Annotated in this window: 24 protein-coding genes and 1 pseudogene; 8 read left to right on the forward strand and 17 right to left on the reverse strand. The window is 40.2% G+C overall.

What is annotated here, in order from left to right; all coding sequences use genetic code 11:
- Positions 1 to 98: 98 nt before the first annotated feature.
- The 3 genes from ACZ5AE_RS17615 to ACZ5AE_RS17625 form a co-directional block, all read right to left on the reverse strand.
- Positions 99 to 1,577, reverse strand: coding sequence for a PAS domain-containing sensor histidine kinase (locus ACZ5AE_RS17615; protein WP_464565911.1), 1,479 nt, complete (start codon positions 1,575 to 1,577; stop codon positions 99 to 101).
- A gap of 133 nt (positions 1,578 to 1,710) precedes the next feature.
- A complete protein-coding gene (locus tag ACZ5AE_RS17620; protein WP_464565912.1) occupies positions 1,711 to 1,905 on the reverse strand; it encodes a hypothetical protein in 195 nt (64 codons plus the stop codon).
- 167 nt (positions 1,906 to 2,072) lie between these two features.
- A complete protein-coding gene (locus ACZ5AE_RS17625) occupies positions 2,073 to 3,125 on the reverse strand; it encodes a flavin-containing monooxygenase (RefSeq protein WP_464565913.1) in 1,053 nt (350 codons plus the stop codon).
- Between the two features lie 523 nt (positions 3,126 to 3,648).
- Here ACZ5AE_RS17625 and ACZ5AE_RS17630 point away from each other — a divergent pair.
- On the forward strand, positions 3,649 to 4,905 hold the full coding sequence (locus ACZ5AE_RS17630; protein WP_464565914.1) for an MFS transporter: 1,257 nt from the start codon (positions 3,649 to 3,651) through the stop codon (positions 4,903 to 4,905).
- 183 nt (positions 4,906 to 5,088) lie between these two features.
- Here the strand turns inward: ACZ5AE_RS17630 and ACZ5AE_RS17635 are convergent, their stop codons facing one another.
- From ACZ5AE_RS17635 to ACZ5AE_RS17680, 10 genes are all read right to left on the reverse strand, one after another.
- On the reverse strand, positions 5,089 to 5,283 hold the full coding sequence (locus ACZ5AE_RS17635) for a hypothetical protein (RefSeq protein WP_464565915.1): 195 nt from the start codon (positions 5,281 to 5,283) through the stop codon (positions 5,089 to 5,091).
- A 40-nt stretch (positions 5,284 to 5,323) separates the two neighbouring features.
- Positions 5,324 to 5,497 carry a hypothetical protein gene (locus ACZ5AE_RS17640; RefSeq protein ID WP_464565916.1) on the reverse strand — a complete coding sequence of 58 codons (174 nt, stop codon included), beginning with the start codon at positions 5,495 to 5,497 and terminating at the stop codon, positions 5,324 to 5,326.
- 444 nt (positions 5,498 to 5,941) lie between these two features.
- The gene (locus tag ACZ5AE_RS17645; protein ID WP_464565917.1) at positions 5,942 to 6,616 is read right to left on the reverse strand and encodes a DUF2642 domain-containing protein; all 675 of its coding nucleotides are present in this window, start codon (positions 6,614 to 6,616) and stop codon (positions 5,942 to 5,944) included.
- 26 nt (positions 6,617 to 6,642) lie between these two features.
- Complete coding sequence (locus ACZ5AE_RS17650) at positions 6,643 to 8,010, reverse strand: arsenic transporter (RefSeq protein WP_464565918.1); 1,368 nt, start codon at positions 8,008 to 8,010, stop codon at positions 6,643 to 6,645.
- A gap of 408 nt (positions 8,011 to 8,418) precedes the next feature.
- Positions 8,419 to 8,739: a heterocycloanthracin/sonorensin family bacteriocin gene (locus tag ACZ5AE_RS17655; RefSeq protein ID WP_464565919.1), complete on the reverse strand. Its 321-nt coding sequence runs from the start codon at positions 8,737 to 8,739 to the stop codon at positions 8,419 to 8,421.
- Positions 8,740 to 8,968: 229 nt separating this feature from the next.
- On the reverse strand, positions 8,969 to 9,277 hold the full coding sequence (locus tag ACZ5AE_RS17660; RefSeq protein ID WP_464565920.1) for a hypothetical protein: 309 nt from the start codon (positions 9,275 to 9,277) through the stop codon (positions 8,969 to 8,971).
- A gap of 247 nt (positions 9,278 to 9,524) precedes the next feature.
- On the reverse strand, positions 9,525 to 11,105 hold the full coding sequence (locus ACZ5AE_RS17665) for a SagB family peptide dehydrogenase (RefSeq protein ID WP_464565921.1): 1,581 nt from the start codon (positions 11,103 to 11,105) through the stop codon (positions 9,525 to 9,527).
- Between the two features lie 22 nt (positions 11,106 to 11,127).
- Positions 11,128 to 13,068 (reverse strand): TOMM precursor leader peptide-binding protein, encoded by a 1,941-nt coding sequence (locus ACZ5AE_RS17670; RefSeq protein WP_464565922.1) that lies wholly within the window; start codon positions 13,066 to 13,068, stop codon positions 11,128 to 11,130.
- Positions 13,065 to 15,017 carry a putative thiazole-containing bacteriocin maturation protein gene (locus tag ACZ5AE_RS17675; RefSeq protein ID WP_464565923.1) on the reverse strand — a complete coding sequence of 651 codons (1,953 nt, stop codon included), beginning with the start codon at positions 15,015 to 15,017 and terminating at the stop codon, positions 13,065 to 13,067. The genes ACZ5AE_RS17670 and ACZ5AE_RS17675 overlap by 4 nt, the downstream gene beginning before the upstream one ends.
- A 163-nt stretch (positions 15,018 to 15,180) precedes the next feature.
- Positions 15,181 to 15,552: a heterocycloanthracin/sonorensin family bacteriocin gene (locus ACZ5AE_RS17680; protein WP_464565924.1), complete on the reverse strand. Its 372-nt coding sequence runs from the start codon at positions 15,550 to 15,552 to the stop codon at positions 15,181 to 15,183.
- A 230-nt stretch (positions 15,553 to 15,782) separates the two neighbouring features.
- Here ACZ5AE_RS17680 and ACZ5AE_RS17685 point away from each other — a divergent pair, with 230 nt between their 5' ends.
- Entirely contained in the window at positions 15,783 to 16,118 is a 336-nt protein-coding gene (locus ACZ5AE_RS17685; protein WP_213119178.1) for a L,D-transpeptidase, read from the forward strand.
- A gap of 180 nt (positions 16,119 to 16,298) precedes the next feature.
- Positions 16,299 to 16,814, forward strand: coding sequence for a DnaJ domain-containing protein (locus ACZ5AE_RS17690; RefSeq protein WP_464565925.1), 516 nt, complete (start codon positions 16,299 to 16,301; stop codon positions 16,812 to 16,814).
- A gap of 11 nt (positions 16,815 to 16,825) precedes the next feature.
- Here ACZ5AE_RS17690 and ACZ5AE_RS17695 read toward each other — a convergent pair whose 3' ends face one another.
- The gene (locus ACZ5AE_RS17695) at positions 16,826 to 17,680 is read right to left on the reverse strand and encodes an MBL fold metallo-hydrolase (RefSeq protein WP_464565926.1); all 855 of its coding nucleotides are present in this window, start codon (positions 17,678 to 17,680) and stop codon (positions 16,826 to 16,828) included.
- A 163-nt stretch (positions 17,681 to 17,843) separates the two neighbouring features.
- Between ACZ5AE_RS17695 and ACZ5AE_RS17700 the strand changes: the two genes are divergently transcribed.
- Complete coding sequence (locus ACZ5AE_RS17700) at positions 17,844 to 18,470, forward strand: metal-dependent hydrolase (protein ID WP_464565927.1); 627 nt, start codon at positions 17,844 to 17,846, stop codon at positions 18,468 to 18,470.
- A gap of 79 nt (positions 18,471 to 18,549) precedes the next feature.
- Here ACZ5AE_RS17700 and ACZ5AE_RS17705 read toward each other — a convergent pair whose 3' ends face one another.
- Positions 18,550 to 18,738 carry a hypothetical protein gene (locus tag ACZ5AE_RS17705; protein ID WP_464565928.1) on the reverse strand — a complete coding sequence of 63 codons (189 nt, stop codon included), beginning with the start codon at positions 18,736 to 18,738 and terminating at the stop codon, positions 18,550 to 18,552.
- Positions 18,739 to 19,063: 325 nt separating this feature from the next.
- On the opposite strand from ACZ5AE_RS17705, the gene ACZ5AE_RS17710 reads away from it, so the two are divergent.
- The 4 genes and pseudogenes from ACZ5AE_RS17710 (at position 19,064) to ACZ5AE_RS17725 (ending at position 23,693) form a co-directional block, all read left to right on the forward strand.
- A complete protein-coding gene (locus ACZ5AE_RS17710) occupies positions 19,064 to 20,035 on the forward strand; it encodes an LCP family protein (RefSeq protein ID WP_464565929.1) in 972 nt (323 codons plus the stop codon).
- A gap of 87 nt (positions 20,036 to 20,122) precedes the next feature.
- Positions 20,123 to 20,449 (forward strand): annotated as a pseudogene (locus ACZ5AE_RS17715) (YnfA family protein).
- Between the two features lie 367 nt (positions 20,450 to 20,816).
- A complete protein-coding gene (locus ACZ5AE_RS17720; protein WP_464565930.1) occupies positions 20,817 to 22,295 on the forward strand; it encodes a flavin monoamine oxidase family protein in 1,479 nt (492 codons plus the stop codon).
- Between the two features lie 225 nt (positions 22,296 to 22,520).
- Complete coding sequence (locus ACZ5AE_RS17725; protein WP_464573655.1) at positions 22,521 to 23,693, forward strand: MFS transporter; 1,173 nt, start codon at positions 22,521 to 22,523, stop codon at positions 23,691 to 23,693.
- Between the two features lie 281 nt (positions 23,694 to 23,974).
- On the opposite strand, the gene ACZ5AE_RS17730 is transcribed toward ACZ5AE_RS17725, so the two are convergent.
- Entirely contained in the window at positions 23,975 to 24,175 is a 201-nt protein-coding gene (locus ACZ5AE_RS17730) for a cold-shock protein (RefSeq protein ID WP_090629284.1), read from the reverse strand.
- A gap of 454 nt (positions 24,176 to 24,629) precedes the next feature.
- On the reverse strand, positions 24,630 to 25,523 hold the full coding sequence (locus ACZ5AE_RS17735; RefSeq protein ID WP_464573656.1) for a DMT family transporter: 894 nt from the start codon (positions 25,521 to 25,523) through the stop codon (positions 24,630 to 24,632).
- Positions 25,524 to 25,696 lie beyond the last annotated feature (173 nt).

A 25,696-nucleotide genomic window follows, 5' to 3' on the forward strand; every position in this document is an offset into this window, starting at 1 on the left:
GTTCAACTATCCTTCTTAAGAAAAAAAGCGGACAATCCTTTTCCTAAACTGGGATCATCCGCTTTTTCTATAAATTTGTGATGAAAAATACTATCTCATTAAATACTTAGTGGTATCTGCATCTTTACACTTAGGCCCCTGCCGGGCTGTGAAGAAAAATCTATAGTCCCGTTGAGGCTTTGAATCCTCTCCCTCATACCCGAGAGCCCCATACTTTTAAAGGACGGAGTCAACTTTTCAGCAGCAAAGCCGACGCCGTCATCCAAATAGTGAAGACGAATACTCTCATTCGTTCTGCTTAGATGAAAATGGAGATTACTAGCTTGGGAGTGTTTTGCGGCATTGTTAAGCAGCTCTTGAACAATGCGGTAAATCCCGATGGTTTCTTCTTCATTTATCACAAGGCTTTCTGTATTCTCGACTGTAAAAATAATTTTAAAGGTTGATGATACTTGAGTATAATCAAATAAATTTTCTAAAGCACTAATAAGGCCCGCTTCCCTTAAAAGGGGCGGCCGCAGCTCATTACAGGTCATTCTTATTTGATGTATGGTGTCCAGCAGGCCTTGCACAATCTCCTTTAGCTGCCGGTCAATTTCACTATCAAATTGGTATTCCTTTAAAATGGATTCCAGGTTTCGATATAGAGCCATTTGATCCTGCAGGACGGTATCATGTAAATCACTGGATAATTCCATTCTTTGTTTTTCCGATAAATTAAACAAAAGTCTTAATATCCACTGAGGTTTATCACTTTTTTGAAGGGCCGTCTCCAGTTGACTCATCAAACTTTCTATCACATTTAAGCTTTCAAAAACCATGACGGTATAATGAACCAATGTCTCCAGCCAAATTAAATCCATTGATTCTTTAATGGAAGAGGACTTTATTATGAGAATATAAGCCAATTCCTTCCGGTCACCTATTAAAATATAAATCTGCTCGTTTTCAACCTTGAGTTTTCCAACCGTTAAATTTGTCAAAACAGCCCCTAAACTTACTGGGTGAGCCCCTTCCTCCGCTATCGATTCCCGATTATAGATTACCATTTGCGGTTCAGAATCCGGGATAACTGTGTTAAGCTCTTGAATCAGCCTGCTTCTAAGCTCCGACACCTTCATAACTCCAGATAGGTCCTGAGAGTAGTTTTTTAAGCAATTTTGCAGTTCTTGATATCGGTTCTTTCTTCGCTCAAGCTCTGATTCCATACTTTTTCTTAATGTAACATCCCGAATGGACACAACGACAAGATTATCGGGATGGTTTTGAACCGGCATGACTCGCGATTCAAAATATCTTAATTCACCGTTTTTATGAAACACACGATATTCGTCCACCCTAGGTTCCCCTGTCGCAATCGCTTCTTTATGTGATGCCATCAGGCGGTCCCGATCCTCCGGGGAGAGAGGTTCAAAGGCATTTACCCCAATAAATTCTTCTGGACGATAGCCTAAAATTGTTTCGACAGAAGGTGTTGCAAACTGTACGATTTGATGTTGGTCAACAATCAAAAGGATATCTAGTGTATGCTTTGCAATTGTTTCAAATTCCCAGTTCATATAGGTCTTATTTTCCAAACTTTCACCGCCTATGGATAATTTTTCCTATAAATTCCATTTTACACGATGAACTAAGAATTGAATACATTAATGTTCGTTCCATTACGTACTTTTTTCAAAAAAAACATTTCCCTGGAATGGCTGGCATGTTTTATACGAATAAATTGGAAGGGAGGAGATGCATTTTCGGCACCTCCTCCAGATTTGTTGGTATAGGTTGCATTTCAATAGCTTCCTTTAATCTCCAGTCATACGGATATTCTTCTGTAGCTGCCGTTCTTTCTGCCGCTGTTTCCCCCATTAATTTTCCAAACAACAATATACCTACATTCCATTGCTTTTTCATAATATTCCTCCCCAATCTAATACTTATTAGATGTTACATTTCTATCATAGAAGAATTCAAGTAGACTTTAAAAACCGCAAAAAAAGTGTAAAGCAGCGCAATTATTTTTCAGTTTCCCGCAAAAAATTCCTTGGCAAAAAAAAAAACGCCAGATGGCGATTTCAGATTCATAAGTCCTTCCTTGTCATGTATTTATAAAGATACTCCGCATCTTCCCCAACCCCTAAAAGCAGGGCCGAGCCCCTGCGGTGCTGCCATGGCAAACCAAGAAAATAGAGTCCGTCAATTTCCGTTACTCCTCTTTCATGCTTTACCTTTTCGTTAGAATCCAGCAGATTAGGGATATCGATCCATGAATAGTTAGGAGTAAAGCCAGTAGCCCAAATGATATTTCTTACCGTGATGGAGGTTCGATCCTCAAATTGAATCTCATTTTTAAGAACAGACTTGGTTCTGTTCTTTACTATTACACGATGATTCTTTATCTTCTCCTTCAGCTCGTATCCGAAAATGGGGTCACCTTGGCTTTGGATTTTTTTACCGATGAAAGAGTGACGATCAGCCTTTAATATCCCCAATTTATCACACCACCAGAAAATACTTTTGCCAGCAGCTTTTAAAGGCATGAAGCGGATTTTTTGACTAACAGATAAGTATGTTTCGTAAGATTCCGATAACTCAACTGCGATTTGGGCACCCGAGTTACCGCCGCCTACGACTAATACAGGACCATCTTGCAGCTGAGACGGGTTTTTATATTCTGAAGAATGAAGCTGTGTTATTTCTTTTGAAAGTTCTTTCGCAAAGGATGGAATACTTGGTGTGTGGAATGGACCTGCAGCAATGACGATTCTCTTTGTTTCTATCATTGAATCATTGGTTGATAGGACAAAAATATCTTTTTCTTTTCGCACTTTTTGTACCTGGGTATTGAACTTTATTGGCAACTCAAATGCTTGAATGTATTGTTCGAGATAATCCGCAATTTCATCTTTTGTTGGAAACCCCGTCGGATCGCCAGGTAGAGGCAAACCAGGTAATGAACTATAAAATCTTGGTGTAAACAAAACGAGAGAATCATAACGATTTCGCCAAACATCCCCTGCCCTGCTTTGATTATCAAGTATTAAAAACGAATACTCTGTTTGCTTTAAGTAGTAACCCATTGATAAACCAGCCTGCCCGCCACCAACAACGACCATATCGTAAATCATATCCAAGACCCCCTTTTTTAACAATGATCTGAAATTATCATACGGCAGAAGGGGAAGTTACAACGCGCAATTTTGAACCCCTCCCCCGCAAAAAATTGTAGTGGCTTTCTATTCAAATTTCATTAAGTTGAAAATACCTGCAATAATTACGCTTTTGCAGGGGAGCAAGTCATTTTTAATATTCAGAGATTTAGTTTTGCCCCCCCTTTTTATTTGCGAACCTAAATAATTATTAGGAGCTCCTCAAATCTATTTGAAATTTCACTTAAAATATTTGCAAATCTAAACAAGCGGAGCAGCCCCCCACAAGTTATTTACGAAAACTCACACTATAATTGCGGACTTCATCTATTTATTTGCGAGCCCACCCGGCTTATTTGCGGAAATCATGCCGTATGTTTGCGGTTTTGGCTTCTTCAAACAGGCGTAAGATAATTTCAAAGCAGACGAAGCCGATTCTTAAGAAGCACCTTTAGAATCACAAGCTGAATTTTCGCTTTCCAAAAAAATTTGAAAGGGTGTTGTTAAAATGTCAAGTCAACCACAAATCCAGGCACCAACGATGAAATCGTTGTTTGCCAATCGCTTTGTTCAATCCATATTATTATCAGGACTGTTTTTACAGTTAGGCATCTGGGTCCGAAACTTTGCTATCTTAATGTTTGTAACCGAACAAACCAATAAGGATCCATTCGCAATTTCCATGATTTCTGTTGCTGAATTCGGGCCAATCTTTTTATTCTCCTTTATCGGCGGGACCTTCGCTGACCGGTGGAGACCAAAACGCACCATGGTTTTATGTGATCTGCTAAGTGCACTGTCCATATTCGCTGTCTTACTGGCGCTCGTATTTGGCGGCTGGAAAGCGATCTTCTTTGCTACTCTTGTGTCATCTGTTTTGTCACAATTTTCACAGCCATCTGGTATGAAATTGTTTAAGCTTCATGTTCCGCAAGTCTTAATGCAGCTGGGAATGTCCATGAACCAAACACTTCAATCTATCTTTACGGTATTGGGACCCATCATTGGAACTTTAATCTACTTCCAATTCGGCATCTATGTTTCGATCGCCATTATGGGCATTTGTTTTCTGTTATCAGCGCTTGTTCTTGCCTTCTTGCCTGCTGATCAAAAGGTAGAAACGGTGTCGACAACAAATGTGTCCGCAGAGATGAAAATGGGTTTGCGATATGTATTTTCAAATAAGCTTTTCCTTTTCATGGGGGGATTTTTCCTTGCTGCTGGTATGGGGCTGGGCCTTGTTAACCCGCTGGGCATTTTCTTGGTCACTGAAAACCTCGGATTATCGGCACAAAACCTGCAATGGTTTACCGCTTTAAATGGTGCAGGTATGATCCTTGGCGGGGTCGGGGCAATGGCACTGTCAAAAAAGATCACACCACAAAAGATGCTTCTGATTGGTTTTATTTCGAGTGCCGTATCTGTTGCGGTATTGGGGTCTGTTAACCTGGTTTGGGCAGCCTTACTCGCTCAATTCGTATTCGGAATTATGGGTCCTCCTATCCATATTGCATGTAATACATTAATTTTAACAAATGCTGAAGAATCTTTTGTAGGTCGAGTCAATGGAATCTTAAACCCTCTATTTATGGGTGGAATGGTGTTAAACATGAGCTTGGTGGGTCTATTAAAGGCAGAATATCCGCTTATTGTGATGTATCTAATGGCATCCTCCCTATTCCTTATCGGCGCATTAGCGTTACTCCCAATGCTAAAGCTTAAATCAGCCAAACAAGTAAAAGCAGTCCCTATGCAGCACCATTAAATGGGCCTTTTAGAGAGTTGCAGACAGAAAGCACCCGAATGAGTGATTCGGGTGCTTTTTCATTGGATAAAAGAATTGAACGCTTTATAAAATGCTGGGAGTGCTATACTTCACCACAGCGCTTCTTTCCTGTTCGTTACTTGTTCTATTCCTTTGCTATTTTCTCACAGTCATCAGCCATTGCTAATAACTCTTTTCTGTCTCTTGATTACTTATTTTCCATATAATCGATGAAATAAGCAAAAGAATTCCTACAACTAGCCCTAACATTTCTCCCAATAGCAACTCATGATCTTTCAAATAACGAATTACGAATACTCCGCCAAATATTAAAATGATCATATAAGATAACCTAATAAGATATTTATTTATATCCATCAGCATTTTCTCCCTATTTCTAACTAAGTTTTGAATCTACTTATTTATTAGTATTTGTTTTATTAAGGTATTTTGTGAAGTATCCAGCACATAAAAGCAGAACTACCGTCAGGGTCCATAAAATGATCCCCTCCCAAGGAAAATCAACTAACAAACCAACTGTTTGCACGAATACAATCAATAAAAAAAAGAGCGATGTAAGATTGGATTTCATGATAAAATGCCCCCCTTTCCATTTTGCACTATGGAGTGGATCTTTTCACGAAACCTTATTGTATCAAAAATTATACATCCTAATTTTAATATTAACATATAATTCCATATAATTGTTGATTTTTGTCAATGAACCTGTACTCACAAAAAATACGGTGGATCAGGAAGAAGCCTTCTAAGAAATTTTTTTGAAAGATGAACTGACAAAATTTTATTAGCCTGAACAAAATTAAAGTCAATAACATATCATAACCATAGGTAGGACACCAGAAAAAAGACCGTGACAAAAGCGGCACGGTCAAATACAGTGTTAACGGTGATTCAATAATCCATCTTTGTCGGCCAACAGGATGGATTATTTGTTTTGTTTATATTGACTAAACATGACACCACTCTGCCTTTCTTTAATGTTGTTATATCAATTTCACCAGTTTTCAAATCGTTGTTATGGTAATTGGACTGTTTTAATGTGTTCCACATTCCGATAGATCCGTTCCCCTTCGGCTGTAATTAAAGCAATTTTGTTATTTTGAATCTTGTGGAGTACGCCGATTTTTTCAGGATTGTCTCCGCCATCAAATATCACAAGTTGATTTTCAAATTTTTTCAACTGCTCATCAAATGACCTTGCTAAGGGAGTGGACTTGGGCATAAGCGGCAGATTTTCACTATTTAAGGAATATGGAGTTGTATTTGGCGGATAGGGAATGAGCCATTTCACATGATTCATCGAGATGCACATTGTTTTATATACAGGTGAGTGAAATACGAAATAGTCGTTCATAATGCTCGTTAGGTAGCCATGAATGGACTTATTCCCTGTGACATAAACATTCAAGAACAATCCTTTAGCGACCGTTAATGTCTTTCGAAAGGATATGGCATCCGTTTCAATTGGTTTTTCCTCAGGCGGGGTATTAGTAATATCTTCTTCTTCTAATTCTGTTTCTTTTATTCTTTGTACATGAAGGAATGGAATATAAATGAAACGATAGTTTCTACTGTCGTACAAGACGATGATGTCTAATCCGCTATCTAATAGAATTCCCTTTTGAAAAATTCCTCCCGATAGTTCAACTTCTATTTTCTTTCCTACTAAATCAACAAAATCAATCTGCATCTTAATTCTCCTTTTTTATTAAAATCTTAATGCGAAAGAGCGCCGCCAAAAAGCCAAGAGACCCAATAATATAAAATGACTAGGGTAAACAAAGTTGCAGGTGGTATGACGACGACCGTGATTTTGATATACTCCCACCAACTGATCATTACTTTTCCTTTCCTTACGATATGCATCCACATCAATGTAGCAAGGGTTCCCAACGGGAGCAGTAACGAACCCATATCGCTGCCAATCACGTTCGCCAAGTAGGCGATTTTCAATTCGAGCAAACTAAGATCCATATGGGTTAAGGTGAGTGTTCCAACCATGAGGGCTGGGTGATTATTGAAAATATTGGAAAGAACGGATAGAAGCACGCCCATCATCACACTCGCGTGGAGCAGGCTTCCGGAAACTATTGGTTCCATGAAACCAATTATCCAGTCTGTCAATCCGATGTTATTGAGACCATAAATGATGGTATACATACAAAAGGCGAAAACGATAATATACCATGGCGTTTTCTTCAGCATATCGGCTGGGGAAATTTTTAAATATGCCCATCTCCATGCTAATAGAATGAGCGAGCCGATTACTGCCATTAGATAAACGGGAATGCCCAAAAACGATGCAACAAACAGGCTGCAACGGACAGCAAACACGAACAGCAGAACATTTCGCATAAATCTTGAACGGGCTTTTTCTGAAGGATATTGAATGCTTTTGGCTGGTTTAAGCGGGTGATACGTTGAACTTGTCAGCCCTGAAACATTCGTCGGAACGGTTTTGGGTAATATTTTCTTAAAGCGAAGGAACAAAAACCAAGTCAGCAGCAGCAACCCAAGCGTTGCAGGTACAAACATCATTGCGGTATGCAGCCACAAATCCATATGAACGATTTTAAGCGCGATTAAATTGACAATGTTACTTACACCAATCGGGGCGCTCGAGGCTGTCGCAATTAACGCTCCAGATAGCAAATACGGAATTTTTTGCTTGTTTTTTAAACCCATATTGTTTAACAGCATGACCAGGATGGGGGTTGTAATCAGGATACTTCCATCGTTATTGAAGAAAAGTGTCATAAGAAAGCACAAAAGGTTGACATACCAGAATAATCGAATTCCAGACCCCTTTGCTCTCTCAGCGAGCTTCTCAGCCATCCAGTTAAAAAAACCAAAACTTTCTAAGACAATCGCCATGACGATCGTTGCCATGATCGTAATGGCGGCACCGCTAATGGTTTCTGAAATGATCCCTAGGTCTGATAATGAAACACTTCCACTGAGGACGACGATAACCGCACCAATTGCGGCAGGTATCGCTTCATTGATACCTTTTGGTCTCCACAGAATAAATGTGAGGGTAACCAAAAAAGTCACAATGGTAATCCAAACGGTTAAATGGACCATATTTTTTTCTCCCTTCATTTTGTGATTTCTCAGGAAGTATCCTGAAACCACATACCTTCCTCTTCCATCGTTCCGCTGATGTCCCCCCCTGCCATCTGTCCCTCTTGTGTTGTTGTACTTTATCCTATGAAAAACGATTAAGACAGGCTATAGACTTGTACCCTTTTTTCAATAAATCAACTGAAGTCTAAAAAATAATGATGATATAAATTTACAGATGCCCAGGCAGAAGGAAAGTCCAATAAAGAATGAAACGCTGCAGGCTAAGTCTCACGGAGAAAACAAAAAAAGCGAAGCAAATTATGCTTCGCAAAGTAAAATTTATTTAAATCCAACGGAAAGGAAACATACTTGTCCCTTTACTATTTTTATGCTTATTTAGCTAAACTGCTGGTTACTTGAATGAGTTTAAATAACAACAACGCCAACACAGTTATAGCAGTTATAGAAGCCGCCACATCCGCCACACGAAAAACCAATGCCAACACAGCTAAAAACACCACAACGGAAACCACCACAACGAAAGCCTCCACAACGAAAACCGCCGCAATGAAAGCCGCCGCCACAATGCATGCCGCCGCAATGCATGCCGCCGCATCGCATACCTCCGCCGCACCGCATACCACCATGCAAGCGCGGATCCATGCTCTGTGGATCCATCACAACTAACTCACCAGCTTGATAAGGGTCGATTACCAACCCTTGCAGATCATTTGAAAAATTATGCATTTTTTCCTCCCCTTTGTATTTCATCAGGTTAAACCTGAATAGAGAGATGTTGTGTAAGTTAGAACATTAAACACTCCGTTTACTCTCTTCAACAAATTATGATTCTTTATAGGTTGCTGTCACTATATAAAGAGCCTATTTTCGCACGTTGAAGTTCTGTAAAACGTTCACCAAAATGTCCAAAATTAATATTAACTAGATTAAAAGGTTTGTTATGTATGTAAGTCGCTTATACTTCATCTAAAAAAATGATTCTATGCTTTAACTCTTTATTGGAATCTAAAACACCTATTACAATTTGATTATCTTCAGATATTGTCACATATCTGAATTGTTCATCCCCATTAATAAGTACCACTGGTTCCGGCTTTGCCTCCATCTTGGCAAAGACATTCTCTGAATACTCAAGTTTTAAAATCTCTTCAATATCTTCTGTGGTTTGTCTTATATACCTAAATAGGAAATCTTGGATTGAAAATTGTTCAATCATCGTTAAATTTTTCTTAAACTTTAATTCATTTACTGAAACTGTTTTCACTTTAATCACTCCTCAAAATAGTAATTAAAGTTTAAACTTATCAATTCAAAACCTCAACGATATTATAGTGACAGAATATTTACATTTTGATTTCAGGCAATTGCAGTAAAGAATTTTTTGTTTATAACTCGGCATGCATTCCTACACATTGTCATTTACGTTAATAAAAACAAATGACCCTAGTCCTTTAAACTCCTTTGACTAGGGCCCTGCCTGTTTTCAGTTATAAAAAGTAAAATAGCTAAAACTAGCTCTTTAAACTTCCTTTCAACCAGGCACGCGAACGGTACGGCCCCACAGGGATTTGGATAAGGCTCGTTATTTGTTTCGCTTCAGCTCGATAAAGTTCATCACATTGTTTCGCATCAAACCCTAATAAAGGGTGGCCTCCCATCCCTAAGGCACATGAAACCAACAGCAGCCTTTGCAAGAATATTCCCGCTTCCATCTGTTGAATTCTGTATCCCCTATAGCCCAGTTCTTCTTTAAGATGATCCTTGTCTGCAACCAAATGCAGGCAGAGCGGAACTTGAAACAGATTAACATTGGGCATGGTTAAACCATTTTGCAATATCTCACGGAAATCCCCGTTGGTTATTTTACTAAGTGTATGAGCTCCTTTTTCATAGGCGTAAGCGCCATTTTGTATACCCTCCACGTTATAAAAAAAGCCGTACAGCGAAACACGAGTCCCCATTTTTCCATCTTTGACGTCAAGATCATTATGGTAAGGTTTGGAAAAGACCTCTTTCAACAAGGTGGCTAGTTGGGTTTGACTTACTTTCCCCATTATAAAATCAACATCAGGAGAATGCCGCTCTCTACAAACAGAAGCAAGATCGTAAGAATAGGGTTCTGTAAATGGAAGCATGATCAATTCCGTACCATAGGACCTTTGAACACGATCATCCTTTTTTATCCTCACAAATGACTGGGTTGTTTCAAACATCGATGCCCCGTTCATCTCTCTGAGCAGCGGGTAATCAAGTACTCTCTTTGAACGGTTATAGGTTTCCGTTTTCAACAACGGCACTTCCTGGGACAATTCAGCGGCAGAAACAATCTCCTCTCTATTAACGTTGTCATCACACTGGATTGATGGATTGATAGATAAAGATAGCACCGCATAGACACTTTCATCCTGTTCGGTTAGCCCAAGTAAATGATTAATAGAACGATCAAGAAATTGGTAGCATACGCGTGATGAGAAGCCCATTCGATCGGCCACTTCTAATGCTTGCCCAATGACCACACCGGCATCTAAACCTTGTAGACGGTAGGAAAAATTATTATATTTGTAAAAATTTTTCCAAAAAACAGTCGAGACAAAAACCGTGCAGAAACAGTCAGAAACATCACAATTTCCAAGGCTCCTGGACACGTAGGAATCGTAATTTCCTTCTCGGAGCAAGTGAAGGCTGTGATGGGCTGTATCGTAATGGTAAATTCCCGTTGGGACGTCCTTCATCTTTACATACACATATAATTCATTGGGATACAACGCACCGCCAGAAGGAACAAATCTACGTAATAACTGGAGATAGCTTACAGTAGTTCTATCCTCGGGATCCTTAAGGAATGCGGATTGTGTGTAATGCGTTAGACCGTATACATACCATAAGAAACACCCGAGTTCCTCTAATCCGGCCTCTGCATCAGCTTTTCGCTGTTCAAGTGTTAACGGCACTTCACCGTTCAATGAAATCTCGGGCAGGCCGCGGTATAGTTTATAGGGAAGCGGTGCATCGTCCCAATCGACCTGCCAATCTGGCGGAGCGATTTTATCCGGATCAAAGTGAAGGTGGTGCAGAAATGTTTCGAGTTTCAAGTGTAAACCTCCTTCCTTTCCATTATGGAAATGGATGCGGATCTGGATTTAGCTGTTCATACGACAACGGCTGTCTGGCGTATCCAAGTTTCACTGGCACTTGGAGGACCCTTTCCAGCCCTTTGACGCGGGTCAGGTGGTGTCCGAATGTCATCGGCAGCATACCAGGAATCAAAACCTTTACACAGTATAATCCATTTCGTTTGGTGATCGGTGTTGTTTGGTCCACCACAATAACTTCAAGGTCCAATTCTTGGAACCGCTGAAGAATTTCCTGCAGGTCATCCTTCAAATCGGTATTCGAAGGAGGCTGTTTAAATTCCTCAGCAAATGTTCGTAATGGACGATTGTCATCCAATAAAAAGTCCAGCCGGTTCTCCGCTTCCTTCAGACCGTAGAGCAGGCCATGGTCCGGCATCAACCGGACTGCATATGGATCCTTCAGCATTTGTTCATATTTATGCCGGTTTTCCTCCAGTTCTTTATCATGCCGAACCATCATTCCAGCGAGCTCAAAAAGGGAACTTTTTACAGCTCTGACAGGGTCAGGATTTGCCCCAGCAGCACAGATAAGGTTCACCCCCTTTGATTGTCTGTTTTTTGCAATCGCAAAAACGCTGGGGATTTCATGTTCCATCGTTGAATTGTAAAGATAAACGTCATATCCCGCGACATCACGTAAGCGGTCCACCATCAACTCTACTTCTTTATCGTCAGCTGAACGAGGATCAAGCCGCGGAAGGGCCAGCTTGGCATACCAGGTTAACAAGAAGGAATCCCGCTCGACGACCTCCATAATCCCATGGAAAATGGCTTCCTCCAAGCTCCCACCCAACGCACATCCATTAGAGGTTTCGTAAACATAGCCATCCCCATTGCCCAAACTGTAATAGGCAAGCAGCTCCGGTACCAGTATTGAACGTTCTTGTAAAAAAGAATAACCCCAGACCCAATTCATCGGGGCATTAGGATGAAACGGTTTAAACGGAAAATGAGGCTTTGCATATTGGTCCTGATCATGTAATCCTACTGATGCAGGATTTAGTGCAATATGCTTTACATTGTTATAACTATCTCGGACTTTCCTCCTTTTGCCTTGAGGCTCGATTCCGCAATATCGCTCCAGCCCCTCCAAAATGGCCGTCAGCTCACTCATTTCATAGGAATTAGTACGGCCCGCTACTCCTTCGTCCGCTCCAAACAGCGGCATGTTCACCAGGACATCGGCAAATGGGAGCCTGAAATCCTCCATTTTTCCATTCATGATTCCAGTCCGCTCATCCAGATAATCTGCGGCTAACACCGTTTTCAATTCATCCATCGAACGAGTGCGATAGCCTTCACCATTGAATTTAGGACTGGATTCCAACTTGATTTGTGCTAATTCCGGTATGTCTTCAGGGATTGGGCTGCAGACCGGGCACAATGGTTCCGGCAGGAAAAAGTGACTAGAGGTCGTTAACGATCTCAGATTGGTAATGAACATTCTTTCTTCCAAGAAGGAGGGTTCACCTTGAAGAACTTTTTCAACCTCGTTTCTGATCAAGATGGCCATTTGCGATAGCCCCGTTCGGGAAGCCCAGGCATCATGCAGCACACTTTCACTTGAAGTCAATTTCGCCTGTATTCCCCACATTTCAAGGCGGTCGGGTCCGGCGATCAAGCGCCGTTTGTCAGCACAGAGTGAGCATCCCGGTTTTTCTCTCCTTATTATTGGGCCAATGATCCCCTCACCAAAGGAAACGAAACCTCGAATCCAAGGAATACCGGTGGTTCTGCATCTCTGTTCCGCTTTTTGATGAACGGCTGGATGCCAAGCATCGTCAAGCACCAATACTAATTTTGTTCCTTCGGGAATCTCTTCCATAATGCTTTGACGTCTTACTAGATAATCGGCTGCCAATTGGTCACAGACATAATCCGCTAATAAACCATTTCCGTCGATGAGGATCTGTGCAGTCATTTGGGATCCCCCTCTCGGACCTGCACACCAAACACTCCTGCCAGCCCTTGTTGTAAAAAAGGCTCCAACGACAGGTCATAGACTAATAGCTGTTTGTTGTTTCTGTGCAGCACCTGAATAGCAGATTGCAATAGCTCCAATTGTGTCATGTCTTCACATGAAGAGATTTCGAATTTGGTACCTATTCTTTCCAGATAAATCATCGAATCATTCTCTTGCCTTTCAGCGGAACTAATCCCGTTTTGAGCATCGAAAAGTGCTTGCTCGAGTGTATTTCGCAATGCCAATGTTGCATTTAAGCCAGTGCCTGTGTACCAGCGGCCGTTTGACTTTACCCATACAACTGGGAAGCCTGCTAAATCTTCTTTTACACCAATGGCCGGTGAACCCTTCAAGGTATTCAGGGCATTAATATAAAATCTGCATGTTTTATCTTCTATGGCTCCAATCGGCATACGATAAACCGTGTTGTGCCCTTCAGCCTTTCTTTTTTCCAACTCTTCATCCAGATAGGCTTGCAGCCCCCGACAAACAGCCTCTGCAATTGTTTCCCCCGAACCGATGCCCATAAAACCGACTGGTGCTCCCTCTGACTGATTCCTGCCTCTAAATAGATTGGAATCTATCATTTTTGAAACATACATTTCAATACCCTTCAACCCAGCTTTTCTTCTTGCTTCCTCATGTGTCAGGCCTAAACATAACACTTCCTGAAGCAGCTCTGCAGGTCCCTCTGACAATGGGTCAACAGCCTGAACATAGCACTGAGAAAGAGGAAGCTGCAGCGAATCCCGTTCCTCCCAGGTATGGAAAATGCCTATTTCTTTTGACGTTAATCGACTGAAATACTCTAAAAGCAAACCCGGTTCCTCATCCCTGTCCGTTTCTTGCTTCAGTCTTTCATCAAGATTTTCAATCAGTTCAGGTGTATTACGTTTAGCTGCTAATAAGGGATGTGTGATGTAAGAAAGCCAGTCTCCTTCCATCGTTTCAAGATTAAGCAGGTAAATTTGATTACTTTGATTTGAACCTGCAACTCCTGTAGCCTTCTTGAAAAATTCAAAAACTGAGACATTGGCTAAAAGCGCTCCTGATGTGGAAAAATACTCTTCAGACTGCTTTCCTGATTGCAGGTAAGATTGATGAATTCTTCGCCACCCTGACTCAAAGCATTCCTCTGATTCAGGATGGGTCAACGGACCGCAGATCCCCTTTTTTTCCAAACAGATGGCTGGAAGGAATGCCTTTTTTTCTTCTTTGCAGACTTGATTTAGACTCCTTAATTCATTTAAATTTCCCTCCTGAGAAACATATAGAATCCAATCATAGTCCGAAACGGCTTCTTTCCAAAAATTTATCCCTGCCCCATGATGGTAAGGGACTTCTGCCAATTCTACCTCAGAATCTATTTTTCTCGCATTTTCCACCAACTCGTGGACACGGAACCGATTGGTTGGAACCCCATCTGTTATCATGACATTTAATTTGGGCAGTCCTGATTCCAGTAAAGCAGAAACCAAAGAAACCATGAAGGGTCCTGAACCTACAGCCAAAACCTTAGCTTGGCGGTATTCTTGAAATTTGTAAGCAGCTGAATCGACAAAATTCTCGATGAATTCAATTTGTGATACATATTTTTCAAGAACTTGACGATTTAATGCATGGGGAATATCTTTGCTGACATCTCGAACAAACCCATTCTTGTACAACGTTTCTCCAATCTCGAATACCCTGTCACGGTAAGGCGGCGTTAGTCCGTGTGTCAAAGTTTCCAAAGTGTGCTCTCCATTGAACATCGGAACCAATTTTTCAATCCACTGATAGATGGTTTTGCCTTCCATTTTGAATGAACTTGTGTTATTTCTAAAATAGACACCCCCCTTTTGGTCTGGGAGAAAAAAGGTATCCCTTTTGACCTTTAGACGTGAGGACGAGGTAAGTTCTGTCACTGGCGCTCCTCCTTATTCCTATCTTTACTACTTGCGCACTATCAGTTTATGTACGATTTTTTGTCCAATATGATAAACACAGTAAAAAGAGCCCCTGAGGCGCAAGACCGTGCAGGGGCACTTTGTTTCATATTTTTGGAGTAATTGCCAAAAGCCACACCAATTAAATAAAACCGACACCGATACCAACACAGCCAAAACAGCCAAATCCACCGAAGCCGAAGCCGCAGCCGAAGCCACAGCCAAAGCCGCAACCGAAGCCGCAGCCAAAACCGCCGCAACGAAAACCACAACGAAAACCGCAGCCAAAACCACAGCGAAAACCAAAGCCTCCGCATCGATGGAAGCCGCCACAGCGACCCCACAATCGTGAATCATCCATCTGTTGGTCGAATGGAACTAACTGACCAGCTTGATAAGGGTCGATTCCCAACCCTTGCAGCTCATTATGAAAATTTTGCATTTTTTCCTCCCCTTTGTATTTAATCAGCTGAAAACTGTATAGAGAGTGATTGTTTTTATTTGTGTATATCAAGACATCAGATTCGCTGTGTACTCTCTTCAACAAATTATGATTTCTTATAGGTTGCTGTCACTAAATCAAGAGCCTATTTTATGCTGATGGTCTAAAGAATGTTTCCAAAATACGTCTACAAATACTAGATTAATTGGTTTCGCAAGTAAAAATAACGGTTCGCCAATTCTTGTTAATGAACATTTGTTTGTTTTGTTTAATACACTAATCAAAAAATGGAGTGGATCCACATGGCGAAATGGATTGATGTATCAACATCAAAACACCAATTAAAACTCTTTGATCGTCATAAGCTTCTAAAAACTTACCCAATTGCAGTTGGGAAAATATTGACACCAACTCCTACTGGAACCTACACGATTATAAACAAAGATCCTCATCCCGGCGGACCATTCGGAGTCCTTTGGATGGGATTGTCAAGACCTCATTACGGTATACATGGAACAAATAATCCATCTTCTATCGGTAAGAATGTCTCACATGGTTGTATTAGAATGTTTAATCATGATGTTCTCGAATTGTCATCTTTAGTCCCTATTGGCACGCAGGTTTTTATTCATAAATAACTCATCTATCCATAAAATTTGGATGTTCTCACCTATAGAGCATCCTTTTTTTTAAAATGTCTCAATGTAAAGAGACTTTAATTTAATGTCATACTCTTGTTCTTTTTCTGAAAAAATTCAATGTTATGATGGTTCTATCTGTAATACAGAATGCTAGATTTTAAAAAAAGCGAGTGAAAAATGATGTTGAACATAAAAGAAGCTGCTGAGCAATTAACCCTGTCTGGCATAACCGCCAGTGACGATGACGTAATAGCGTGGATTAAGGAAGGCAAAATGAAGGCCGAAATAAACAGAAGGAGAACAACTACCTACAAAATCAATGTTAAGGATCTAATTGAATTTATCATCCATAAGCATACCGCTCAACTTACCGCTCAATTAAAAGAGTCCCTAGAAGTAAATCAAAACCTTACCGAACAGATAGTAATATTAAAAACCCGTATACATATTGAACAATCAAAGGTACGCACCTTAAAAAAATTACTTAACACACAGATTGAAGTCACCGAATCTAGGACTTCTCACTACGGTGAGTTTTTGGGATTAAATCAAGACTCAAGCATTCATCTAATGAAGAAAGAATTTAAGAAACTGCTAAAAGCCCTCCATCCCGACCGAGGCGGGGATGAACGGCTTTTTAAAGTGTTTAATGAACATTACGAGAACCTTAAGCAATCAAGTTCACGAGATTAAGTGAAAGTGAGTTATAATTCATATCCATTTACAAAATATTCGATCGTTTCCGATTCATCTTCGTTTAACTCACGATTTAACTTTCGTTCGTATTTCGCTTTTATTTGTTCTGCATCACCGTTATATGTTTCTGTGTAATCGGCCACTGTCTTTAACAATTGCATTTCGCTGGTAAACTCAGTCCGCGATATTGGTTTCCAGTGGGAAAGGATATAGGTCTCTGCATCAAACTGTTCCAGGATTGCCGACAGTTCCTTTGTTCGTTTAATTGTATAGTTCCGTTTGGGAGAAAATATATCAGGATAAATGCTATCACCTAAAAATAATATTTTCTCTTCTTTAATATAGATGACAACAGAATCAGAAGCATGGTCCCCTCCCACATGCTTTAATACACAAGTTACCCCGCCGAGATTGATTTCGAGTTCGTTGTCAAAAACGACCTGTGGCGATGCGATATGTATATTCCTATGATCTGCAAACTCCTTTTTAATGCAGCTGGCACAAAATTCAATTTCTGCGCCTGCCTTTACCCGTTCATCTAAAGCCTCATCCGACCATACTAACGGCATTAGTTTTTCTATTTCTACTTTTGTTGCTTTTGAAGAAATCGATACACTATCCTTTAATGCCGACAGTCCAAAAATATGGTCCCAATGCCAATGGGTTAACACAACCATATCAGGACTGCCCACATTTTGTTCCTCCAGCATTTTTAAAAATAATTGAGTATGTGCTTCCGAATTCCCGGCATCAATCATTAATCTTTTATCTTTTCCCACAACCATCCCTAATATCGGCCGGTCTGTCTCCGAAACAGGTGTCATATACCAAAATGAATGGCCTATTTTGTTTATGGTTTGCATTACGATTTCACCTCTTTCATCATCTTTAAATGTTAAACAATATGAATCCTAATCCAAGTCTACTGAAATTTAATTTAACTTGTAAACAGAACAGATGTTTTAGTGTAAAATAGGTATGTCTGTTTAGTTTGACTAGATTAATAGTTTTAGAGGTGGAAAGAATTTGAATGGTACAGCACATGCAGTAATTGGATCAGCAACGGGATATATGGTGGCTAATACCTATCAGACGTCTCCTTCTGCGACACTCTTATTTGTCGGATTAGGAGCCGTGTCAGGATTGATGCCTGATTTGGATATTGACGGGAAGCTTCGCGGAAAAATTACACTGTCGCATAAGATGGTTCGGCTATCTGCGATGATCATTGGATTGCTGATGATTTCCTATAGTATCTTAGAGAAAACGGCAGCAGAACGATGGATGGGGATCGGTATCGGGCTTTTGATCGTCCTGGCTGCATCCCTCATTAAGCAAAAACATATGTTAACCATTACGGGGATTGCTGTTCTGCTTGGAGGATTATCTTTAAGGGAGCTATGGATCATCCTCTTAGGAATTTTCTTTATCATTGCTTCCTTGACTTCTCATCGGAGCTATACTCATTCCATCTTAGGCGTTGTATTCTTCGGAGTCATTGCTTTCAATTTTGAGTCCTCGCTTGGGATTCACGGTGTTTTCTATACCTGTTTAGCAGGCTATATCAGTCACCTAATTGCGGATCTAAAAATCTTGCCATTTAATAAGCGGGGGATTAAACTGTTCTTGCCGCTGACGTCTAAAGAAATATGATTCAAGCTGGAAAAATAGTGATTAGCTGCCCTTTATAGGGGGCAGCTCTTTTTTGTCTCCAGAATGGCTCATTAATTCGTTAAAAGATTTCTTTTATATAAATAAAATTCTTAAGAAGTTCATTTTCATTAATGGATATCCTATTGGCTAAATCTTTTGTTCTAAAAACAAACTCTTTAACTCCTATAAATTCTGATTCGCTAATCAAATAAAAATGTGTTCCTTTTTTATATCCATTAAACTGCTTTTTAAGTTTATATACCTTCATTCCATAACCTCTAGTGGTGAATTTATGTAGTTGTTTCTAGTACATTCGGGTTCTGTGAAAATCACCTTCACCTTTCAAATAACTTACTATTATTTTTGTAATTAATCAAATAAATTCCTTTTATGCTTTACGCTGAAACTTCCTCTAATAGCATGCCTCATTCCCGACACCTTTTATTAATATAATAAGAAATTTAAAAAATTGTAACCTGATAGTTAAATAAATGTAAACTATTTATGGGATAATCACTACTTCAGGGATTCGTAAAATTTTCCAACTTAATAGTCTTTGAACCAAGGATATAAGTTTAGTCTAGGTGGTGCAAATGTTGACTCGGTTAAAAAAGAAACGAATAAGATGGGGCAGAGTTTTTGGCGCCCTGCTTGTAATTGGCATTATCACAGTTGGTCTCTTTACCATTTTTCAATACATAGAAGGAAAAATTAAAACAATCAACCCCCCGCTTAAAAAAGTGGAGGGAAAACATACAGTTCAAGATGCAAAGAGTAACATCGATGAGGTCAATGTGCTTTTATTAGGAAGTGACTCACGGGGAGAAAAACAATCCCGAACAGATACAATTATGATCGCCCATTATGACCCAAAAACACATCAATTTAAACTGATTTCTTTAATGCGAGATATGCTTGTATCTGTCCCCGATCATGGCCAGCAAAAACTAAATGCCGCCTACGCTTTTGGCGGTACTGAATTGCTAAGTAAAACAATCAAAGAAAATTTCGGACTCGATATTCATTATTATGCAATCATCGATTTTAAAGGCTTCGAAAAAGCAGTCGACATTCTCGTTCCAAAGGGAATCGAAGTGGACGTGCCGTATGAGATGTCATATGGGATTGGCATGACGTTAGAAGAAGGCAAGCAGCGGCTCCATGGGAAAGAGCTGCTAGGCTATGTTAGGTTTCGTCATGACCGTCTAAGTGATTTCGGACGGATTCAAAGGCAGCAGGAAGTGATTTCAAAATTAAAGGAAGAAGCATTAGGTCCAAAAAGTGTGTTAAAACTCCCCGAGCTAATCGGGCTTTTAGATAAATATTTGGAGACCAATATGAACAGTTCCACCCTTATTGGAATTGGAAAAGATATACTTACGAGAAAGAACAGCGAGATTGAAACTTTACGGATTCCTGAGGATGGCAGTTTTCAAAATAAACGGGATGAAGAGCTTGGGGATGTATTGGAAGTGGATTTCGTGAAAAATAAAGAAGCTCTTGACCGTTTTTTTGACGGGAACAGTGATAGTCAAAATGAAGATAAAAGCAACTCACCCGACTGATTACCAAGCTGTTTTTGCCGAATTTGACCTAAACCTAATTGAAAAATATAATTCCAATTAGATAGGCTTTTGAAAGGTGTATGTCATTTGATTAAATCAATTGTATTATTTAAACTTGCTGGACTTGCCGAAATTGGCGGCGGCTATCTAGTTTGGCTATGGTTAAGAGGAGGTAAACCATTATAATGGGGAATTTTCGGCGGACTTATCCTGGCACTGTATGGTGTCATAGCAACCTTTCAATCATTCCCATCCTTCGGCAGAGTATATGCTGCGTATGGAGGAGTATTTATCGTTCTGTCTATCTTATGGGGATGGGGAATTGATCGAAAAGCTCCTGACTTATATGACTGGATTGGCGCCGGCATATGCTTAATTGGAGCTGCCGTGATCTTGTTTGCACCTCGCCAATAAAACTATAAAAAATGAGAAACATCTGAGTGATGTTCCTCATTTTTTTTATCTAATTTTCGATTTCAAACAAAGTATTTGCGAATCCAAGCGGAATAGTTGCGAAATTCTCCTTTTTATTTACGATTCCCCCTGTAATAGATGCGGACCGGAAACATGAAGGCACTGCCCCTGCAAGTTATTTGCGAAAAATCCCTATTAATTGCGAATCTTCTCCTTTTATTTGCGAATCTCCCTGTAATATTTGCGAATCAATACAAGAAGCGGCCCCTCTCTTTTTGTTTACATCAGAACCGTCCCCATTCATCGTACATAGACATCTCAACAAGTGAATAAAATGTATTAATTCTTATTTAAACGAGGTAGAGAGATGCCAATAAATATGAATGGACCAACATTATTTACGCCCCAACAAATGATGCACATGATTAGGAATGGGCTTAATAAAACACAAACTCCTAAGCATATTACCATTGTCGGTGCGGGAATTGCAGGGCTTGTGGCAGCCTCCCTGCTGAAGGAGGCGGGGCACAAGGTTACGATTTTAGAAGCCAGCAGCACGGTTGGCGGACGTATATGCACGATTCGCGGCCCATTCAGCAATGGACTTTATTTAAACACAGGCCCTATGCGTATTCCCCATACCCATTTATTGACTCTAGAATATATTAAAAAATTTGGATTGCCCGTAAACCCTTTTATCAACCGGACTTCTACTGACATTCTTTATGTAAATGGTGTCAAGACCCTTCTCAGCATATTTGAACAAAATCCTGATATACTAAACTTTCCTGTCAAGCCGAATGAAAAAGGCAAGAGCGCAGAAGAACTATGGAAATTAGCAACAGATCCGATTGTGCAATTTATTAATAAGAACCCAAAGAGACATTGGCCTCTTATCGAAAAAGAATTTAAAAACCAGTCACTCGGTACGTTCTTGAAATCGTATCATTATCAATATGGAACGACTTTTTCAGATGGTGCCATTGATATGATTGATGTCCTTCTCGACTATGAAGCTTTTATGGGGATGTCGTTCCTTGAAGTTTTGCGCGAAACGGCGGACCTCTCAACTAATCATTTCTCTGAAATCACTGGTGGAATGGATCTGCTTCCGAAGGCATTTTTGCCACAGTTAAAAGAGGATATTTGGTTTAATCATCGGATAACAAAAATTTCCCAACATAACAATGGTGTCACCATCCATTCGACTAATCCTCGTACATTATCCAATTCGACTACTTTTAGTGACCTTGCCATCATCACCATCCCCTTTTCTGTATTACGATTTGTAACCATTGAACCTTATCATTCTTTTTCATATTACAAACACAGAGCGATTCGTGAAATCAACTATATGGCTGCCACAAAAATCGGAATTCAGTTTAAGAGCCGTTTTTGGGAAAGGTACGGCCAATACGGCGGTAAATCTATCACGGACCTGCCCATTCGGTTCACCTATTACCCGAGTCAGGGGATCGGCACCTCTGAACCGGCTGTGGTGGTCGCAAGCTATACATGGGCGGATGAAGCGATGACATGGAATGGTTTATCAAACGAAGAACGAATTCAATTCGCCTTAAAGAATTTAGCCGAAATTTTTGGAAACCAAGTCTATTCTGAATTTGTTTCTGGTACTTCTTATAGCTGGGTCGATAATCCGCTGGCTACAGGAGCGGTGGTGGCATTTGAGCCTGGCCAGGAAAATGAATTGTTTCCTTATATAACAATGCCAGAAGGAAGAGTTCACTTTGCAGGAGAACATACGACACTTACCCACGGTTGGATGCAGGGGGCAATTGAATCAGGCATTCGCGTTGCCAATGAAGTAAATCATCTGCCAATCTAGAAAAAAATGATGGGTTTCCCCTGGTTTTTTACGGGAACACCCATCTATTTTTTTCATTCATCACCAATCACCCTTCCAAAAAATCCCTTTCCAAATTAAGGTTTGAAAAAGTGACAATTATATGAAGCTGAGATATTATTAAAAAAGGAAAAAATTTGTACCACAAAATATCGCTTTGCAATTGATTGGAGGAGCACACCATTGGAAACAGCATCACAACCCATAATGAAAGGAAAAGAACCCCTTTTTCGACGAGGTGTTTTTACCTTCAGCGGCTCACATTTTTTAAATGATTTAGTGACCACAGGTATGGTTCCGGCACTGGTTGTGCTATACAAACAAGCCTTTGACCTAAACTATACCCAGTCCACACTAGTGGTTTTAATGTCTTATCTAACATCCTCCGTCTCTCAGCCTTTGTTTGGCATGTTCGCGGACCGAAAGCCTCGTGTCTGGCTGTATCCAGCAGGAGTGTTCTGTTCGATTATGGGGCTTGCTTTAACAGGATTTGCACCATCACTGCCTTGGCTGCTTTTATTTATTTCGATCTCTGGTCTCGGATCGGGCGCGTTCCATCCGGAAGCCTCCCGAGCTACCCATCTTGCTTCGGGATCTAAAAAAGCTCTCGCCCAAGCCATTTTTCAGGTTGGTGGAAATGCCGGGCAAGCCTTTGGGCCATTATTAGTTTCCCTATATGTTAGCCACTCAGGGATTCAGGGACTCCTATGGCTCATTCCAGTAGCGTTCTTATCTCTTCTATTAACTGGACAAATTCTGCCTTGGTTAAGTGAAAAATTAGAGACTACTAAACTTCAATCAAAGAAACAAATATATGGAGACAACAATTTACTGGGAGCTACCCTGCTTTCCCTTGTAATCATCCTGCGTTCCTGGTGCCAAATTGGTGTTGTCGTCTTTTTGCCTTTTTACCTGCACAACCTCACCATTCAACAATCAGAGATTCTTAGCTTTGTCTTTGTCGGAGCAGGAGCACTTGGTACTTTTGTCGGCGGAGTTCTGGCAGACAAACTTGGCATGAAACGTTTACTGGTCAGCTCGATGCTGATAGCGACACCGTTTGCGCTCATGTTCCCTTATGTACATGGGGTGTTGTCGGTACTTGTGCTGCTCTTGTTTGGTTTCAGTGTTCTTTCTTCCTTCTCTGTCAGTGTGGTTTACATGCAGCGCATGCTGCCGAAAAACATTGGTCTGGCGTCCGGACTTTCGATTGGATTTGGTGTAGGTGCCGGCGGGATTGGATCCGTGTTTATGGGCGGCATATCTGACATCTTTGGGATCGCGACCGTTTTCACCATTCTCTCGCTGCTCCCGCTTGCTGGCTCACTGATTGCCGTCTTTTTACCGAATGATCGTATGGAAAAGAAATTGGCTGCTTGATGAAAAGGAACACAAATAGTACATGAAATCTCTATTAATATGGTCTATGTTCTTAATCGTTAGTATAATCACTAATGTATACAGCAAAAAGAAATGGCAGTCCACATACTGAGCCATTTCTTTTTCATTTATTGAACAGCGAATGAGCTTTTCAACATTTATGTACTGCTTTGTATACCGTTTAATTTTCAGCTTCTTCCCCACTTATTCAAAAGTAGGGTCCTTATTTTTTTAGCATTAAAAAACAGACTCCCAAAGTGGAGTCCGTCAATGAGTTTAAATTAAGCTTTACGAACGTTAGCCGCTTGAGGTCCACGGTTACCTTGCTCAACGTCAAAAGTAACTGATTGACCTTCTTCAAGACTTTTGAAGCCTTCGCCTTGGATAGCTGAGAAGTGTACGAAGACATCTTCTCCACCTTCACGCTCGATGAATCCAAAGCCTTTTTCGCTGTTAAACCATTTTACCTTGCCATTTTCCATTTTTCAGTTGCCTCCTAGTGTGTTAACACACAATATATTCCTATCCTTGCTCTAAGTGGTCATCAAGACGAAATACACCGAACAAAAATATTTATTAAAGAATATCACTTAATAAAAACGTTTTCAAGTTAACACTGGAAAAGTTTAGTCACTAATTGGGTAGTTTGAAAAAAGAACACTCAAAATACAAAAAAGTGGGAAACAACTGGTTCCGCTTTTTTTAAGTTGGCTCTTTTCTCAGAGATTGTTGCTTTTAACTCTATTGAAAACACCGAGTGGATTGGAGCGAAAGGTGCTTGACTCCTGCGGGAAATAGAGGAAAGGTCGAGACCCCGCAGACGGAACGTCGAGGAGGCTCGACTTCCTCCCCGCGGGTTTGCTGAGCGCCTGTAGCGGAAAGGAACGGACAGTGTTATTCCCAAAAACAACAAACTTTACGAAAAGAGCCTTTAAGTTATTCAGCTGGTGTATTCATTTGTTGTTTTGAAAAGTTGACTGATTTAATCTCACTGACAAATGTAGAGCCTAATAGCAATACACCGCCAAGCATTTGAACAATGGTCATTTGTTCATGCAGGATAATGGCAGAAATTAATATGGCTACAAATGGATCTACGTAACTTAGCATAGCTATACTCTGTCCTTTTAATCCTTCCATACCAGAGAAAAATAACCAAAATCCAATCCCAGTATTAATAATCCCTAAAATTAAAATATAAGAAATGGAGGAGCTTGATACTTCAAAGATACCAAAGCCGGAAGTCAAGAAAGCATATGGCATTAGAAGCAAAGTGGTTGTTCCAAGCTGAATGATAGTCAGCTCTAACTTTCCCATATCTTTAATAAATTTATTTAGAAGCAATAACGCAGCATAAAATGCAGCTGCGATTAGTCCGAAGGTAAGGCCAAGAAGATCGTCTGAGCTGGATGCTCTCACGCCTTCTCCGACAATCATTATCATCCCTATGATCGCTATACCAATACACATCATTTTCTTGATGAATAATTGTTCCCGCAGTACAAAGGGAGATAGAATCATCACAAATACAGGTGCAAAGTAATAACCTAGCGTTGCATTGGCAATTGTTGTATGGTCATATGATTGATAAAGAAAAATCCAATTTCCCCCCAATGCAATACCTGAAAGAATCAAAAATAAAGCATTAGATTTGACTACATTCCATGAAATTTTTTTCTTCATCATGAAGAATATTAACAGCAAAAATAAGCATCCTATGAAACTACTTAATAAAGCTCTTTCGCTCGAAGATAGATCAATGTTTCGAACAACTAACCCAATTGTACCGAAAATAATCATTGATAATATAAACTGAATTTTAGATTTCATCATCTACTCCTGCGAATCCGCGAAACAGCTTATAACTCGCAGATTCTGTGACTTGCAGCTGTCTGGTGCATTTTGCAAAATTTCATTCACAATAAACATCTTTTCATACCCTTTCATAACTTGAATTATTAATAGTAATAACATATCATATCCCCATGTATTACAAAAACGAA

Source organism: Neobacillus sp. S1227, from assembly GCF_055385255.1.

What these genes read in the sequence shown, in the direction of transcription:
- ACZ5AE_RS17725 (WP_464573655.1), top strand. Translation starts at nt 22,521, where the DNA reads ATGAAAGGAAAAGAACCCCTTTTTCGACGAGGTGTTTTTACCTTCAGC.
- ACZ5AE_RS17730 (WP_090629284.1), bottom strand. Translation starts at nt 24,175, where the DNA reads ATGGAAAATGGCAAGGTAAAATGGTTTAACAGCGAAAAAGGCTTTGGA.
- ACZ5AE_RS17635 (WP_464565915.1), bottom strand. Translation starts at nt 5,283, where the DNA reads ATGGATATAAATAAATATCTTATTAGGTTATCTTATATGATCATTTTA.
- ACZ5AE_RS17685 (WP_213119178.1), top strand. Translation starts at nt 15,783, where the DNA reads ATGGCGAAATGGATTGATGTATCAACATCAAAACACCAATTAAAACTC.
- ACZ5AE_RS17670 (WP_464565922.1), bottom strand. Translation starts at nt 13,068, where the DNA reads ATGACTGCACAGATCCTCATCGACGGAAATGGTTTATTAGCGGATTAT.
- ACZ5AE_RS17655 (WP_464565919.1), bottom strand. Translation starts at nt 8,739, where the DNA reads ATGCATAATTTTTCAAATGATCTGCAAGGGTTGGTAATCGACCCTTAT.
- ACZ5AE_RS17690 (WP_464565925.1), top strand. Translation starts at nt 16,299, where the DNA reads ATGATGTTGAACATAAAAGAAGCTGCTGAGCAATTAACCCTGTCTGGC.
- ACZ5AE_RS17640 (WP_464565916.1), bottom strand. Translation starts at nt 5,497, where the DNA reads ATGAAATCCAATCTTACATCGCTCTTTTTTTTATTGATTGTATTCGTG.
- ACZ5AE_RS17650 (WP_464565918.1), bottom strand. Translation starts at nt 8,010, where the DNA reads ATGGTCCATTTAACCGTTTGGATTACCATTGTGACTTTTTTGGTTACC.
- ACZ5AE_RS17620 (WP_464565912.1), bottom strand. Translation starts at nt 1,905, where the DNA reads ATGAAAAAGCAATGGAATGTAGGTATATTGTTGTTTGGAAAATTAATG.
- ACZ5AE_RS17695 (WP_464565926.1), bottom strand. Translation starts at nt 17,680, where the DNA reads ATGCAAACCATAAACAAAATAGGCCATTCATTTTGGTATATGACACCT.
- ACZ5AE_RS17705 (WP_464565928.1), bottom strand. Translation starts at nt 18,738, where the DNA reads ATGAAGGTATATAAACTTAAAAAGCAGTTTAATGGATATAAAAAAGGA.
- ACZ5AE_RS17735 (WP_464573656.1), bottom strand. Translation starts at nt 25,523, where the DNA reads ATGAAATCTAAAATTCAGTTTATATTATCAATGATTATTTTCGGTACA.
- ACZ5AE_RS17720 (WP_464565930.1), top strand. Translation starts at nt 20,817, where the DNA reads ATGCCAATAAATATGAATGGACCAACATTATTTACGCCCCAACAAATG.
- ACZ5AE_RS17710 (WP_464565929.1), top strand. Translation starts at nt 19,064, where the DNA reads ATGTTGACTCGGTTAAAAAAGAAACGAATAAGATGGGGCAGAGTTTTT.
- ACZ5AE_RS17645 (WP_464565917.1), bottom strand. Translation starts at nt 6,616, where the DNA reads ATGCAGATTGATTTTGTTGATTTAGTAGGAAAGAAAATAGAAGTTGAA.
- ACZ5AE_RS17630 (WP_464565914.1), top strand. Translation starts at nt 3,649, where the DNA reads ATGTCAAGTCAACCACAAATCCAGGCACCAACGATGAAATCGTTGTTT.